12 protein-coding genes are annotated in these 16,114 nt (G+C 61.3%); 6 read left to right on the plus strand and 6 right to left on the minus strand.

The genetic code is table 11. The annotated features are described in order from the left end of the window. Positions 1–4: 4 nt before the first annotated feature. Entirely contained in the window at positions 5–1,747 is a 1,743-nt protein-coding gene (gene araD, locus IAE77_RS05650) for an L-arabinonate dehydratase (RefSeq protein WP_294223079.1), read from the minus strand. A 468-nt stretch (positions 1,748–2,215) separates the two neighbouring features. Between araD and IAE77_RS05655 the strand changes: the two genes are divergently transcribed. Together IAE77_RS05655 and IAE77_RS05660 are read left to right on the plus strand one after the other, a co-directional pair. Next, positions 2,216–5,995, plus strand: coding sequence for a PVC-type heme-binding CxxCH protein (locus tag IAE77_RS05655; RefSeq protein WP_294223082.1), 3,780 nt, complete (start codon positions 2,216–2,218; stop codon positions 5,993–5,995). Between the two features lie 129 nt (positions 5,996–6,124). Further along, positions 6,125–7,546 carry a S41 family peptidase gene (locus IAE77_RS05660; RefSeq protein ID WP_294223085.1) on the plus strand — a complete coding sequence of 474 codons (1,422 nt, stop codon included), beginning with the start codon at positions 6,125–6,127 and terminating at the stop codon, positions 7,544–7,546. Between the two features lie 61 nt (positions 7,547–7,607). Here IAE77_RS05660 and IAE77_RS05665 read toward each other — a convergent pair whose 3' ends face one another. From IAE77_RS05665 to IAE77_RS05675, 3 genes are all read right to left on the minus strand, one after another. After that, entirely contained in the window at positions 7,608–9,170 is a 1,563-nt protein-coding gene (locus IAE77_RS05665; RefSeq protein ID WP_294223087.1) for a fused MFS/spermidine synthase, read from the minus strand. An 11-nt stretch (positions 9,171–9,181) separates the two neighbouring features. After that, positions 9,182–9,640: a nuclear transport factor 2 family protein gene (locus IAE77_RS05670; RefSeq protein ID WP_294223090.1), complete on the minus strand. Its 459-nt coding sequence runs from the start codon at positions 9,638–9,640 to the stop codon at positions 9,182–9,184. A gap of 68 nt (positions 9,641–9,708) precedes the next feature. After that, the gene (locus IAE77_RS05675) at positions 9,709–10,620 is read right to left on the minus strand and encodes a ParB/RepB/Spo0J family partition protein (RefSeq protein WP_294223093.1); all 912 of its coding nucleotides are present in this window, start codon (positions 10,618–10,620) and stop codon (positions 9,709–9,711) included. Positions 10,621–10,732: 112 nt separating this feature from the next. On the opposite strand from IAE77_RS05675, the gene IAE77_RS05680 reads away from it, so the two are divergent. Then, a complete protein-coding gene (locus IAE77_RS05680; protein ID WP_294223096.1) occupies positions 10,733–11,608 on the plus strand; it encodes a YicC/YloC family endoribonuclease in 876 nt (291 codons plus the stop codon). On the opposite strand, the gene IAE77_RS05685 is transcribed toward IAE77_RS05680, so the two are convergent. Next, positions 11,609–12,616 (minus strand): Gfo/Idh/MocA family oxidoreductase, encoded by a 1,008-nt coding sequence (locus IAE77_RS05685; RefSeq protein ID WP_294223099.1) that lies wholly within the window; start codon positions 12,614–12,616, stop codon positions 11,609–11,611. It abuts the gene before it with no gap. Between the two features lie 158 nt (positions 12,617–12,774). On the opposite strand from IAE77_RS05685, the gene IAE77_RS05690 reads away from it, so the two are divergent. From IAE77_RS05690 to IAE77_RS05700, 3 genes are all read left to right on the plus strand, one after another. After that, the gene (locus IAE77_RS05690) at positions 12,775–13,932 is read left to right on the plus strand and encodes a Gfo/Idh/MocA family oxidoreductase (protein ID WP_294223101.1); all 1,158 of its coding nucleotides are present in this window, start codon (positions 12,775–12,777) and stop codon (positions 13,930–13,932) included. Positions 13,933–14,015: 83 nt separating this feature from the next. Beyond that, positions 14,016–14,393 carry a hypothetical protein gene (locus tag IAE77_RS05695; protein WP_294223103.1) on the plus strand — a complete coding sequence of 126 codons (378 nt, stop codon included), beginning with the start codon at positions 14,016–14,018 and terminating at the stop codon, positions 14,391–14,393. Between the two features lie 215 nt (positions 14,394–14,608). Then, positions 14,609–14,755, plus strand: coding sequence for a hypothetical protein (locus tag IAE77_RS05700; protein WP_294223105.1), 147 nt, complete (start codon positions 14,609–14,611; stop codon positions 14,753–14,755). 56 nt (positions 14,756–14,811) lie between these two features. On the opposite strand, the gene IAE77_RS05705 is transcribed toward IAE77_RS05700, so the two are convergent. Then, entirely contained in the window at positions 14,812–16,098 is a 1,287-nt protein-coding gene (locus IAE77_RS05705) for a serine/threonine-protein kinase (RefSeq protein WP_294223107.1), read from the minus strand. Between the last annotated feature and the right edge of the window lie 16 nt (positions 16,099–16,114).

Raw genomic sequence — 16,114 nt, forward strand, 5'->3', positions numbered from 1 at the left:
GCTGTTAAAAAATATCCGGCTCCGGCACCGCGGGGCCGTGCTGGAGGAAATCGAAGTCAGCGCCTTGATCCGCCTGCGTGACGTGCTCGACGAAAAGCTTCGCGTAGCCGCGGTGGTAGCGTTGCGGAGCGGGTTTCCAGGCGGCGCGACGCTTTTCAAGCTCCTCGTCGCTGACGTGGAGGTGCAGTTTGCGATTCGGCACATCGAGTTCGATGAGGTCGCCATTTTTAACGAGGGCGAGCGGGCCGCCGACGGCGCTTTCAGGCGCGATGTGCAGGGCGCACGCGCCGTAGCTGGTGCCGCTCATGCGGCAGTCGCTCAGGCGCACCATGTCGCGGATGCCTTGCATGATGAGCTTCTTCGGGATCGGCAGTTGGCCCCACTCCGGCATGCCGGGAGCACCGACCGGGCCCGCGTTGCGTAGGATGAGCACGGTGTCCTTCGTCACATCGAGATCCATGTCCTCGATGGCCGCTTTCATCTCGGGATAGCTGTCAAAGACGAGCGCGGGGCCGGTGTGCGTGCAGAGTTCCTTCGTGGCGGCGGCGTGTTTGATGACCGCGCCGTTGGGGCAAAGGTTGCCGCGCAGGATGGCGGTGCCGCCATCGGGCTGGAGCGGATTCTGGGGCGTGCGAATGACATCTTCGTTGTGAATGATCGCCTCGGCGATGTTTTCGCCGAGCGTCTTGCCGGTGATGGTGGCCACGTCGGTGTGCAAGAGCTCGCGCATGCCGTTCAGCAGCGCCGTGAGGCCGCCAGCGAGGAAAAACTCCTCCATCAAATATTTGCCCGCGGGACGCAGATTCGCCAAAAGCGGCACTTTGCGGCTGATCTCGTCAAATTTCTCCAAGGGCAGCGGAATGCCGAGACGTCCGGCCATGGCGATGAGATGCACGATGGCGTTTGTGCTGCCGCCGAGCGCCATATCGACCGCGATGGCGTTTTCAAACGAGCGCTCGGTGACGATACCGGAAGGTTTGCGGTCCAGCCACACGTTCTCGATGATCTGACGGCCCGCAGCGGCGGCCATGCGCGTGTGCGCACTGTCCACGGCCGGAATCGACGATGCACCCGGCATCACGAGGCCAAGCGTCTCCGCCAGCGCCGTGAGCGTGCTCGCGGTGCCCATCGTCATGCAATGACCGGGGCTGCGGGCGATGCCGTCCTCGATCTCGCACCACTGATCCCAGCTCAAATTGCCCGCCCGCTTCTCGTCCCAGTATTTCCACACATCGCTGCCGCTGCCGAGCGTGTCGCCGCGCCAGTTGCCCTTCATCATCGGGCCGCAGGGCATGTAGATGACCGGGATGTCCATGCTGAAGGCCCCCATGAGCAGCCCCGGCGTGGATTTGTCGCATCCGCCGAGCAGCACCGCGCCGTCGATGGGATTCGCGCGGAGCATTTCCTCCGTCTCCATCGCCAAAAAATTGCGATGAAACATCGCCGTCGGCTTCGTCAGCATCTCGCCGACCGACATCACCGGGATCTCCATCGGATGACCGCCCGCCTGGAGCACGCCGCGCTTCACCGCATCGGCCGTGAGGCGCAAATGCATGTGGCAGGAGTTCAGATCGCTCCAGGTATTGAGGATGCCGATCACCGGCTTGCCCACGATGTCCTCATTGCCCCAGCCATTCTGCTTCGCACGCGAACGATGGCCAAAAGAGCGCAGCTCGTCGCGGCCATACCAGCGCCAGGAGCGGAGTTGTTCGGGAGTCTTGCGGACGGGAGTGGTGGGGGAGGACATTGTGACAGGATGAACGGGATCAGGGAGGATTAACAGGATGGATGGCGTCCGGTCAAATCGTCCTCGTTCTCCTCTCAAACTCGTCCTCGATCAAATCGCCCAGCAGTCCCAAAAACGATCGATACCCAGGTTTTCCGACGGGTGCGATACCGGAATGGGGTGTATCGAGGGTGGTGTATGCTACGTCGCGGCAGCGTCGTGGAGTGCCGGTGGCAGAGATGCGAGGGCGCTGCACGCGCATCGACGACACCGCTGTCGCCTGCCGGAGAGTATCCAAAGGTCTGATCGAGTTCTTTCCACGCTCGACAGCGGTGTCGCCGGGGCAGGCTTGCGCCTTGCCCCTCTGCCACACGCACTCCACGACGCTGTCGCGACTTCGGAGACGCATGCTGCTGGTTCTCGCGCCCAAACCGCGTCCGACATCGTCCTTGCCGCCACTCCGTAGTTCCTGCTACAACCTGTCAGACCATGCGCCCGCTCCTTTTCCTCCCGCTCTGCCTCCTGACCACGCACCTCCTCGCGCAGGCCAAAGAACTCACCGGCACCTACCTGCCCTCGACGAACGAATGTCCCTCGCCGGAGGAAGCGCGGAAGAAAATGACCGTGCCGGAGGGCTACGAGGTCCGCTGCTTCGCGCATGAGCCGATGGTGCAAAATCCCGTCGCCATGACTTGGGATCACCGCGGGCGTTTGTGGGTCGTGGAGGCTTACGAATACCCGAACGGCTCCCCGCACCCCGCGCCCTTCGGCGGCGAGGCGAAGGACGATCAATACCATCCTGTGCCCGCGAATTGCCTCCCAACCAAGAACGAAGAACCAGGAACCAAGAACCTTCCCCGCGACCGCGTCATCATCCTCGAAGACACCGACAACGACGGCGAGGCCGACAAGCGCACCGTCTTCGTCCAGGGCCTCAATCTCGCCTCCGCCATCCTCTGCGGCGATGACGGCATCTACATCGGCCAGCAGCCGCATTTGATCCATTTCCGCGATGCGGATGGCGACGACAAACCGGACGCGTGGCGTGTCGTGCTCACCGGTTTCGGTCGCGAGGACACGCACGAGCTCGTGAACAGCTTCTGCTGGGGCCCCGATGGCTGGCTCTACATGACGCACGGCGTCTTCACCCACAGCAAAGTCCGCCGCCCCGGCCAGCCGGAGAGCGAAGGCTTCAAGTTTGATGCGGGCATCGGCCGTGCGCGGCCCGTAACCGGGGCATTCCTGCCCCGCGAAGGCGAACGGGCCAAGAATGGCCCGGCTACAGCACCTCCCTGGGAATTCGAAGTCTTCGCCGATGGCACCAGCAATCCCTGGGGCTGCGACTACGACGCCGCGGGGAACTTCTTCGTCAGCGCCTGCGTCATCGACCACTTCTTCCACATGGCCCCCGGCGGCATCTACGTGCGTCAGGGAGGCGCGCCGGAGAATCCGTACTCGTATGAGCTGCTGCCCAGCATCGTGAAGCATAAGCACTTCCGCGCCGCGTATGCCGGTGTGCAGATTTACCAAGGCGGCCGCTATCCCGCCGACACGCACGGCCACGCCTTCATCGGCAACATCCACGACAACGCCATCCACGAGGAAATCCTCACGCCCGTCGGCGCCACCTTCAAATGCGAGCCGCGTCGCGACTTCCTCCGCGCCAACGACGGCTGGTTCCGCCCCGCCAGCACCCAGACCGGCCCCGACGGCTTCCTCTGGATCATGGACTGGTGCGACAAGTATCCCTGCTACCAAAACGCCAAGGCCAACCCCGAAGGCGTGGACCGCCAATACGGCCGCATCTGGCGTGTGGTGCACGAAAGCGAAGTTGGAGTCCAGGCTTCAGCCGACAAAAACGCCCTCGCTCCTCCCAGCAATCCCACCTCGCCTAAAGGCTCCACTCCAACGCGGCCCACGAACGACCTCGACCTCAAAAAACTCTCCACCGCCGACCTCGTGAAGACCCTGGAGCATCCCAACAACTGGATGCGAAGGATGGCGAGGCGAGTGTTGGTGGTGCGAGCTGACTTTTCAGCAAGCAAGCTGCTAGGAGAACTTTTTCACTCTTCAAAGAACGGACCGAGCCGAATTGAGGCGCTTTGGGTAAAAAGGCAGTGTGCTCCGATCTGGAGCGAAATGTATGGAAGGCGGCTCATCCCAAAAGAAGCCTACTTCGATGGCTCTGAAAAACGCATATCCTATGGCGACGATGCTGATCCAACAGTGCGTGCGTGGAATGCCAGACTGCTAGGCGATAAGATGAGCAGCCGCTGGCCTTCGGATTTTACCGACCCGCCAGCATCTTTATGGGATGTGTTTTGCAAGGACGCAGATCCTCGTGTGCTGTATGAGACAGCCATGGTTCTGAGAAGATTCGGCGAGCCTCGCTTAACTGTATCAGATGCCAAGGGCTGGGGGGGCATGCCAATCGCGCGTGGTATGTGGGATGGCCTTGAGGCTTTAATCGCCTCCTCAGCAAAGACAAAAGACCCAGTCCTTGAATTTGCTTGTTGGCAGGCAATGGAGCCAATCATTGCGACGCTGCCCAAAGTGACGTTGGACATTGTTTTGACCAAACTGCCAGATGAGCCCCTCTCCCGCGTCCTCTCCCACAAAGCCATGCGCCGGCTCTGCGACACGCGGAAGGCAGAGAATCTCGATCTCGCGGTCGAGTTTTGCGACAAGATCGCCGAGCATGACATGCTGCTCGCGCATGCGCTCGATGGACTCGTCAAAGGTCAGGAAGGCGGCGTGATCAAGCCGGTGAAGGAGGTCGCGGCCAGTCTCGCGAAGTGGCGTTCGTCCTCGAATGCGGACGTGCGGAAGCACGCGCAGACGCTCGCGGTGATGTGGGGGGATGAAGAAGCTATTCGGCACCTTGCTGGAGTGCTCGCGAATCAAAAAGCGCCTGATTACGAGGTGATGGATGCATTAAACCGCCTTCGTGGAACCAAGCATCCGGTCTATGCTTCAGCGTTAAAAACGCTGCTGGGCCATACGCATAGTTTCATGCCTCAAGTCGCCATCATGGCGATTCGCGCGGCGGCGGACCTCGGCGGCGATGACTTCATCGCGCCGCTGCTTCAACAATCGGCCTCGAAGGACTTCAACATGCGCAACGCAGCCATCGAGGCGCTTTCCAATCGCGACGCGTGGACAAAGGCTCTCCTGAACGCGATCTCCGAGCAAAAAGTCAGCGCCAGCGGCTTCCCCGCGCCGGTGCGTCGGGCACTGGCCACGCACAAGGACAAAGCCATCCGCGATCTCGCCTACAAAGTGCTCGGAGCGTGGCAGGATTCGTCGGACGATGTGAAATCGCTCATCGCGCAGAAGAAGCAGGCGTGTTTGACGGGCGAGCCCGATCTGGCGAACGGCAAACTGCTCTTCACGGCCACCTGCATGGTCTGCCATGAGTTTCACGGTGGTGGACAGAAGGTGGGGCCGGATTTGATCGGCAGCGGACGCAGCAACCTCGACGCGCTGCTGGCAAACGTCATCGATCCGAATCAAATCATCGGAAACGGCTACGAAAACATCAGCGTGAGCACCAAGGACGGCCGCACGCTCGCAGGCCGCATCGTGGAGGACACGCCGGGGCATGTGAAGCTGCTCGGAGCCGGTGGAGCTGCGCAAGTCGTGCCGCGCGATCAAATCGCGTCGCTCACGAACACGAAGCAAAGCCTCATGCCGATGGGATTCGGCAATTTGCCAGACGCAGCCTTCCGCGACCTCATTTGGTACATTCTGGCTCCACCGGAAGAAGGCCCGCTCACGCCCGAAAAGAAGAAACTGCTCATCCAAGGCGTCGAACTGCCTGAAACGGCCTCACAGCCGAAAAAGACCAACTGGCGTGCCATCGACTGGGAGAGCGTCAGCCTGTGGAATCCCGACTGGAAGGTCAATGCGCCCGATTTCGAGCGCACCCCGGTCAAACTGGCCGAATACCACGGCAAAACGAACGTGCTGCTGATGCATCCGTTCACGGACAAAAAGACGCCCGCGAGCTTTGAGCGAAAGCTGAAGGTCGAAAAGACGAAATTGAAGTTCAGCGTGGCCGCCGATGATCGTGGTGACTGGCTGGTCAAGGTTTTGGTCAACGGTCAGGAGGTAAAGGCGGTGACCGTGGACCACGAGAAGCCGCGCTGGAAGGCTGTGGAGGTCGATTTGGCCAAGTGGAAAGGCCAGGACGTCACCCTGCGCCTCGAAGCGCATGCCAACGGCTGGGCTTGGGAGTTCGCCTACTGGCACGGCATCACGCTGGAGTGATGCCTTGTAGGCGTGCTCGCCAGAGCACGAGTGACTCAACAATCGCCCCGCAGTCTGTCGACGGCGCCTACAACCATGCCAGCACGAATTTCCCCTGTTCCAAAGCGCTGATTCATGCACTGTGCCGCCATGCGTCGCGTCTTCGCACCTCTTTTTCTGTTGGCCACCAACGTCTGCCTCATGGCGGCCCCGACGACCCCTGCCCCGGCACCGGCCAGCGGCCCCAAACCCTCCACCAAACCGGCAGATGCCAAGCCAACGCCCAAGCCGGACACGCCGGCTGAGCCGAAGCTGGCTCCCGCGGCCCCACCGGTGAAGCCGCCGCCGGAGGATGCCTACAAGCAAATGGAGATGCTGACGCGTGCCATGGAGATGGTGCGGCAGAACTACGTGGAAGAGTCGAAAATCACGTATGAGGAACTGGTTCAGGGAGCCCTGGAGGGCATGCTGGCCCGCCTTGATCCGCATTGCGAGTACATGGGGAAATCGTTGTTCGAGGACATGCAGCGGGAGCAGCGTGACACCTCCGAAGGCATCGGCATCACCATCGCCCTGCGTCAGAACATGCTGACGATCATCACCGTGCGTGAGGACGGCCCTGCGGCGGCGGCCGGCGTGCTGAGCGGCGACCAGCTGGTGCGCATCAACGACGTGCTGACTGATTCCGTGGGCGTGGCTGAAGCGATGCAGCTGCTGAAAGGCAAATCTGGCGACGAGGTGCGGCTGACGGTCCGGCGTCCCGGTACGAAGCAGTTTTTGGACTTCAAAGTGAAGCACGAGATGCTGGCCGAGACCTCGGTGCACGATGCGCTGCTGCTGTCATCGAAAATGACGGGCGATTATAAGATCGGCTACATGCGCATTTCGCAGTTCAACGCTCCCACCGCAGGTGAGCTGGCGACAGCGCTCGACGATCTCGAAGCCGAAGGCATGCAGGCCTTTGTGCTGGACCTGCGCAACAATCCGGGAGGCCTGGTGGACAGCGCTGTGGCCGTCTGTGGTGAATTTCTGCCGGAAGGCACGGTGGTGGTGACGACGGAGGGCCGGGTCGCTTCGCAGAATCCCCCGCCCTACCGCACGCCGTCACGCAACGGCAAGGAACCGCGCAAGTATCCGATCGCCGTGCTGATCAACCACGGCAGCGCGAGCGCCAGCGAGCTTACGGCGGGCGCACTGCAGGATTTGAAGCGTGCGATTGTCGTGGGCACGACAAGCTTCGGCAAAGGCAGCGTGCAGACCATCCTGCCGATGAAGAATGGCGCGGCGATGCGACTGACGACGGCGAAGTATTACACGCCAAGCCATCGCACCATTCACGAGAACGGGGTGGAGCCGAACATCGTGTCCGCCTTGACCACCGAGGAGGAAATGCGGATCTCCAAATGGCGTGCCTCACACGGCACGGGCGAGGCTGCTGCCCTGGAACTGGCCGGGCTGGGCGACAAGCAGCTCGAACGGGCGGTGGACGCGCTCAAAGGCGTGCTGGTGTTTGACGCCTTCGTGGCCCCAGGACTCGCACCAGCGGCAAAACCGTTGGAAGTGAAGCCGTAGAACGAACTTTCCAGTTCGTTTGTGCGGCGTGGGCAAACGAGTTGGAAAACTTGGCCTACGTTCACTCCAGCAGCCCGCGGGCGATGATCGAATCGACCGGATTGTGATCGTCCGTGAAAACGACATCGGAGCGAGGCACGGTCCCGGCAGGAATATGCGAGCGAATGAGGCGCTCCTGCCACGAACCGGCGGCGACGTAGCGATCCACGATCAGCGGTCGCAGATTTTCGCGGGAGCAGAAGAGGATGATGTTCTGCGTCTCGTCATGGCGATACCCGGCTCCAAAGACCTCCACGGACGGGAACACCTGGCGCAGTGTGGCGAGCATGCCGGCGGTGAATTCGGACTTCTTGCCTTTCACCGCCGCGATGATGTTCATCACGTAAACTCCGCCCGGGGCGAGGTGATCGGCCACCAACTGGAAGAATTCACGCGTGGCGAGGTGGGAGGGCACGGCGTGACGGCCGTTGTAGGCGTCCCCAAAAATGAGATCCCACTTGCGGTCACCCGACAGGCGCAGAAAGCGCCGGGCATCATCGGCGTGGGCATCGACGCGCGGATGTTCGTCGAGCTTGAAGAACTGACGGCCGACTTCGATCACCTCGGGATCGATTTCGACGACATCGACAGTCGCCTTCGGAAAATCACGCGAGACATTCTCCGGCATGCCAAAAGCCCCGGCACCGATGAACAGTGCGCTGCTCACCTCGGCCGGCTCGCGCAGCAGGGCGAGCTTCCAGTATTCCTGGTAAGGCAGGATGATGTCTCCGGTTTCAGGGTTGATGCCCCCTTCCTGGGTGGAGTCCAGGGCGAGGACGCGGCGTTTGTTCGGTGATTCGCCCTCCTCATAGACGCTGATGTGATGATAAACGGATTCACGCTCATGGATGAGGCCCTTGAGAGGCGGTCGCTCCGACCCCCAGCCGACGATGCCCGCGATCAAGCCGCCCAGAAGCACCTGCACCTGGGATTTTCGTGATTTTCCAGCCAGCATGAAGGAAGCGACTGCCAGCAGCAGCAGAACGACTCCCGCTCCCACAAAAATGCCGCGCACACCGAACGTGGCGATGAGGAAGAAGCCCGAAACGAAGGTGCCGACGAAACTGCCAAGCGACCCCAGCATGCTGATCGTCCCGGCGGCGATGCCGACATGCGTGTCCTTCTGGGTGAGGCTGTAAAAACGCACGGAGGCAGGCGAGACCGCGCCGAGCAGCACGCCCGGCAAAGCGAACAGCACCAATGAGATCATGAGAGGCCCGCTGATCACGCCCAGACGAATGAAAGCGATGCTGAACACCATGTGCAGGGCCGGAATGAACAGTGTCAGCACTGCGGCACCTGCCAGCAGCCAGCCGATCAGTCCCAGGGCCGGGTGTTTGTCCGCCAGACGCCCTCCGAGATAACCGCCCACACTGAACGCGACCAGGATGACGCCGATGAGCGCCGTCGAGGTGTAGATGGTATTGCCAAAGTAGGGTGCCAGAAGCCGGAAGGCGCTGATTTCGACCACCATGATGGCCGCGCCGGCCACGAAGCAAATGAGACCGAGGAAGAGGCGGGTTTTGCGGGCGGAAACGTCTTCCGCGACGACGGGAGGGGGTGTTTTGGCAGGAGAACGGGACATGGGACGTGAGGTCAGTCGTTGTAGAAGACGAGGCTCATGATCTTCCAGCCTTGGGGAGTCTTGATGAGCGTGAAACAATCGGTGCCGGTGGTGATCTCGGCCCCTTTGGTGAGTTTCCAGCGCACGCTGGCCTGCGCGGTGCGTTCGTCACGGAGGATCTTCATGTCGGTGGGCACCTCGGTCATGGGAGCTGAGGCCGTGGCATGGCCGAGCTTCTGCCCATGCAGGAAATCCGTGAGCCCCTGAGTGTGTGGCGTGCCCTGCTGGACGAAACTGACGCGGGCCTGCTCATGAAAGCAGGAGCCGTAGCCTTCCATGTCCTTGGCGGACCAGGTGGAGAAATAGCGGGTGAGAAAAGCGCGAACGTCGGCGTCATCGCCTGAGGTGGTCCCCACAGAAGGGCTGCAACTGGCGAGGAATGACGAATGCAGAATGACGAATGACAAATGAATCAAGAATCGTCTCATCATGATGAACAACGGTCTGGATGCGTCATTCTGCATTCGTCATTCGTCATTGGCGGCCAGATGACCACCGGTCAATTACCCGCGAAGCTTTCTTCCTCCAAGCCGAGCACGGCCAGGATGCGATTGAGATCATCGACGCCGTAGTAGTCGATCTCGATGCGACCTTTCTTCTCGGCGTGCTGGATGCTCACGTTGGTGGTGAGGTGCTGGATGAGCTTCTGCTCCACGGCCTCGATGGCGCGGGAGAACTCGTGTTCCGCAGGTTTCGGCTTCGGCGGAGGCGGCGGATGCAGGATGGCATCGATGACCTTCTCCGTGGCACGGACAGTGAGGCCCTTGGTGAGGATCTGCAGCGCCACACGCTCCTGCTCCGAGCCGTTCTTCAGCATCAGGAGCACCTTGGCATGGCCGGTGGAAAGCTTCGAGGTGGCGAGCATGTCGCGCACGTTCTGCGGCAGATCGAGCAGGCGCATCGTGTTCGCCACGGTGGCGCGGTTCTTGCCGACTCGCTGGGCGATGTCCTCCTGCCGCATGTTGAAGTCCTTCGCGAGACGCGAATAGGCCTGCGCTTCTTCGATGGGATTGAGCCCCTCGCGCTGGAGGTTTTCGATCAGCGCCATCTCCAGCACATCCTTGTCGGAGGCCTCGCGGACAATGACGGGCAGCTCCTTCAAACCAAGCTGGCTAGAAGCACGGAAGCGACGCTCACCCGCGATCAGTTCGAGCTTGCCATTCACGCGGCGGACGATCAGCGGCTGAATGATGCCGTGCTCGCGAATGGACTCCATGAGCTCGGCAAGCTGGTCGGCCTGGAACTCCTTGCGTGGCTGGAGCGGGCTGGGAATGATCTGCTCTGGCGAAACACGCTGCACCACATCCCCGGGCGCAGGCTGGGCGAGAGCAGGAGGACGCGACACTCCTGTCACCGCCGTGGGTGAGGAAATGAGTGCGCCAAGTCCTTTTCCGAGTGCTGCTTTTGCCATGGGGGCGCGAGCCTAGGGAGACTGGGCGCGGATGCAAACCGGAATCTCGTGAATCCCACGAAGGTCATATCCGCCGCTTTACCCCGTGCCAATCCTGCCCGAAGCATGACTCATGAAAAGCATGACAGGATTCGGGCGCGGAGAAGCGCAGCGTGAGGGCGTGACATGGAGCGTCGAGTGCAGTTCCGTGAACCGCAAGCAGCTCGAAGTGGCGGTGAATCTGCCGCGTGAGCTGGCGGAGCTGGAAAACGCCGTGCGCAACGACGTGTCCGCCGTCGTTTCACGGGGACGGGTGAATGTGGCAGTGCGTCGTGAGGCCGCCGCCACATCGGCAAACAATGTCACGGTGGATCACATGCTGGCAGCCAGCTATTTCCACGCCATGCACGCGCTGGCGCTGAAGCTGGAGATTTCCGCCGAGATCGCACTATCTGACATCACGCGGCTGCCTGGAGTGATGAACCTGGCGCAGAGTGAGATCGCGGCCGACGAGGCCTGGCCCGCCATACAATCCGCGCTGGCGGCAGCGCTGAAGCAACTCACGACAATGCGTGTGGCGGAAGGCGCCAGTCTGCGTGCAGACATCGAATCCCGGCTGCAAACGATCGAATCGCTTCTGGAGTCGATTCGTGTCAAAGCCGCAACGGTCCCAGAACATCAGCGCAAACAATTGCGACAGCGCCTGGAGGACGCCGGCCTGCCGCTGCCGCTCGATGATGAACGGCTGGTGAAGGAGATCGCGCTGTTTGCTGATCGCACGGACATCTCGGAGGAGCTCACACGTGCCGCGAGTCATGTGAAGCAGTTCCGTGCCTACCTGGATGCTGAAACGCCTGCGGGGCGCAGCCTGGACTTCCTGCTGCAGGAGTTCTTCCGCGAATTCAACACGATGGGCTCCAAGTGCAACAGTGCCGAGATCGCCCATCACGTCGTCACCGCGAAGACCGAGCTCGAAAAAATCCGCGAGCAGGTGCAGAACGCGGAGTGATCACGCTCCGCCCGGCTGCGGCAGTCCTTTGGGCACGGACTTTGGCTCCGCAGGCTTGGCTTTGCCATCCTCAGGCAGCCAGGCTTCGGGAGCACCTGCCTTGACCATCACTTCGCGCAGGGTCACACGCTGACCGCCGCGACGTTTGCTCTCCTCCGCTGCCTCCATGAAAGCGTAGATCTCCAGGGTCTGCCTCGGCGATACGGGAGCCTGCTTCGTCTGGAAAAATTTCACGATCTCCCGCAGCATCGGCGTGTAATCGCCCTCGGATTTCTGCTCGAAGACCTGCTGGTCACCAAACCGGATGAGCTTGTAGGCCTTCGCCCCGTCATGCAGGGCAAAAAGCGTGCCCACGCGGTCATCTGCCCACAGACCGGTGACGACGGACTGCGAAGCGGTGGTCGTCCGGGTCACGGAGACGCAGCCGCCGCCCATGACGGTGAAAAGCGCCTCCGTCGGGTGGATGCCGTAGAAGTACAGGTCAGGGTGATGCGGCAGCACGTGGGCTGGCCCATACGAGATGACACCACGCGCGGGCGTTTTCTCCGCGTTGGCGACTTCGAGAACACCTGGATACCAGCGCACGGCGGAGGCGCTGAAAACCGGAATCTGCGACGCCACGGCCAGCTTGTAGATTTCGACCGCGTCCTTGAGGGAGGAGGCCACGGGCTTGTCCATGAACACAGGTTTGCCTGCGGCGATGATCTGTTTCATCTGCTCCAGCCGCGGACGGCCTTCCAGACTGAGCAGCAGCACGGCGTCCACGTCCTTGCAGGCCTCCGCGGCACTGCTGACGATGCGCACGCCAAACTTGTCACGCACGGCCGCAGTGAAGCCATCGATGCGTGATTTGCTTTCCTCGATGTCCGGGCTTCCCGCCGGGTATGCCACCACCACACGAGCACCTGGGATGTGATTCGGATTGGCCGGATCATTCAACCGCAACGTGAACTGCTCCGAGTGGGAGGTGTCGAGACCGATGATGCCGATGCGGATGTCCTGGGCCATAAGCGGATGAAATGACAACAGCGACAGGCATCCTGTGAGCAGGATGCCCCAAAGCGTGGAGCAAGTAGGTGGTCGCATCGTCAAAAAGTGTCGTGTGCTGATACATACGCAACTGCTGAGTCGCTTGACCGCCTCGCACCGCCCGCTAGTCTCGCCCCATGGACACAGTCAGAATCGGCATTGTCGGGCTTGGAAACATGGGCAAGGCACACCTTGCGAACATTCGTGCGGGCAAAGTGCCCGGACTGCGCGTCACGGCGCTCTGCGAAAGCGTGGGCACCCTGCCCTCCCTGATCGAAGGCGAAAAGGCCTTCACCGATGTGAACCTGATGATCCGTAGCGGCCACATCGACGCGATCCTCATCTGCACGCCGCATTTCAGCCACACCACCATCGGCATCGAGGCGCTCAAAGCCGGGCTGCATGTGCTCGTGGAGAAGCCGATTTCCGTCCACAAGGCCGACTGCGAACGCCTGATTGCCGCCCACACGGACAAGAACAAGATCTTTGCCGCCATGTTCAACATGCGCACGAATGCCTGCTTCAAGAAGGTGAAGGACCTCATCGACAGCGGTGAGCTCGGTCAGGTGCGTCGCGTGCATTGGGAAGTGACGAACTGGTTCCGCACCAATTACTACTACGCCACCGGCGGCTGGCGCGGCACCTGGAAGGGCGAGGGAGGCGGCGTGCTCATGAACCAGTGCCCGCACAACCTGGACCTCTTCCAATGGATGTTCGGCATGCCGCAGCGCGTGCGTGGCTTCTGCCAGTTCGGCCGTTTCCATGAGATCGAGGTGGAAGATGATGTGACCGCCGTCCTCCAATACGACAACGGCACCACGGCGACCTTTGTCACCAGCACTGGGGAAGCTCCAGGCATCAACAAACTGGAGATTTCCGCCGAACAAGGGCGTCTGACCGTCACTGACGGCACCCGCATCCACTTCCAGCGCAATCGCGTGCCGATGAGCAAGTTCTGCATGGAGGCCGAGGCCGCGTTCGCCATGCCTGAAAGCTGGCACATGGACATTCCGGTCGAAGCCAGCGGCGGACAGCACGTGGAGATCCTGCAGAACTTCACCAATGCCATTCTGAAGGGCGAAAAACTGCTCTCTCCCGCCGACGAAGGCATCCGCAGCGTCGAACTGGCGAATGCGATCCTCCTTTCAACGTGGCAGGACAAGACGATCGAACTCCCGATGAGCAGCGCTGACTACGAGCGAATCCTCGTTGAGAAGGGTGAGAGCAGCACCTTCCAGAAGACCAAGGTCGTCGCCAAGGCGACCTCGGACGACTTTGCCAAGAGCTTCCGGTGACCCGCCGGATGCGCAAAACATGCGCATTGAAAATCAGGCCAACATTTTGAACGTGAGCGACGTTTTAAACACGGAAGTCGCTCATGTTCTCACGCCTGACAGCTTTGGTTCTCAGTTGCTGCATCGCACTGCCGGTGTGCTGGTGCTGTGTGCCTGCGCAGGTGGAAACTGCGGTGAAAGGCTGCTGTGTGCAGGCTGAACAGTCCTCTCATTCGCAGGAGCAGGCACCTCAGGACCGGAATTGCCCCTGCGCCAGACATGAAGCCTCGCGAGATGTGGCAGGCAGTCCGGTGAAGGCCCTCATGCCGGACTTGAAGCTGCTGGTGGAGCCCGTTTGGCAGACAGTGTCGCTCCGGGCGATTTTTCCCGTCACTGATGAGATTTCAGGCGCCCGTCACGACCACGGACCGCCATTGAGCACAGTCCCAGCCTATGCGCGGCACTGTGCGCTCCTTCTTTGAGACCACCGCCCTTCGTCTCGAAGCCAGACGACCGGGCATCGCCCTCCTCACTCATCACGGCTGCTGACATAGCCGCCTCCAGACGCCTGACCGGCAGTCTGGCTTCACCGCCAGTTCAGTTGCCATCCGTGGCAAAACCGGCACGCGCATGCCTGCGACGCATGCCGGTCACCTCAAGCGGGCACACTGCAAAACACAACACAACTAAAGACATCATGAAAACCATCCTCACGCTCATCGCCGCGGCCTCCGTCGCCGCCCTGTCGTCCAGTGCCTTCGCCGCCGAAAAGTGCGCAAATTGCGCTGAATGCTGCAAGGCCAAGACCAAGACCTGCACCAAGGACTGCTGCAAGGACAAGTAAGCCGTCCTTCACAACCACGCCGTCACCCAGCCACTGGGTGACGGCTTTTTTGTCTCTCATTCAACTGCCTGCTTCAGATTCTTCAGCGAAGGGGCTGAAGAAAGCCGGGCCAGCTCCGCAGCGACAATCTCCGCACGTCGCGCGGCGTCCATCCGCTCACGTGCCTTGCCTAGAGCTGTCGTAGTTTGCGCTGCGCGCAGTTTGTCCGCCACATCAGCGCTTCTCTCCGCTCCGCTGGCCTGCCAGTCCTCGCTGAACGAGCTCAGCATGCGTGCCAGTTCAGGATCAGTGCGCTCCAGGGACTCCAGCACCTCGCGAATCTCCGCAGGCGTGGCAGCGGCCTGGCTCGCGCCGCCTTTCGATGATGGCCAGAAAATCAATGCCAGCAGTGCCACGACCACAACGCCGACCACGCCCAGCACAAACACCATCTGCTGCTTCTCAGCCGCCTTGCTCGCGACAGCCTTCTTCGCAGGCTGGCCTTTAGGCTTCTGCTCCATGGCTTCCGGCAGGGCGATTCCCGCCTCCTGCTTCATCGCCACATTGATGAAGGCACGCATTTCACTCGCATCCTGGAAACGCTTGTCAGGATCGACATTGATCGCCTTCGCCACGATCTCATCCCAGCGCGGCGCCACCTTCGCAAACAATGTGATCGGCCTCCGTGGGTTCTCCGGCACACGGCGTGCCAGCATCTCATAGAGCACCACACCAGCGGCGAAGATGTCCACGCGATGATCCGTGACGCTCCCGCCGCAGATCTCCGGTGCCGCGTAGTCCGGCGTTCCCATTGGATTGTCCTCCTCCATCTGCTGACCGGGCCGTGCCAGGCCGAAGTCCGCCACCTTCACCTGATCGGCGTCATTAACCATGATGTTCCCTGGCTTGATGTCGCGGTGGATGATGCCGTGAGAATGGGCAAAGCTCAGCGCCTCGCACAGTTGCATCGCCAGATTCATCGCCTTCCGTGGCGGGAGGTTGGTCTTGTAGATCAGATGGTGCAGCGAGCGCCCCTCGATCCACTCCATCACCAGAAACAAATGCCCGCCCGGCGTGATGCCGAAGTCGTAAACCCCCACAATGTTTGTGTGATTCAGCTTCGCCATCGCACGCGCCTCGCTCTTGAAGCGCTCGGCGAAGCCCTGCTCAGCACTAAACTTCGGCGGCAGGATCTTCACCGCCACCCACCGCGCCAGGCTGTCCTGGTAGGCCTTGTACACCGCCCCCATGCCTCCGCAGGCCGCGAGCTTTTCAAACCGGAACTGCGGAAGATAGGAAGCCATCTCCTCGACGCTGGGAACATCGAAGGAAGGCGGGTCGTTGGGAGTGATTTCTTCGGCCATGGCGGCCAATATGCCT

The sequence above is a fragment of the Prosthecobacter sp. genome (genome assembly GCF_014879935.1).
Lineage (GTDB): Bacteria > Verrucomicrobiota > Verrucomicrobiia > Verrucomicrobiales > Verrucomicrobiaceae > Prosthecobacter.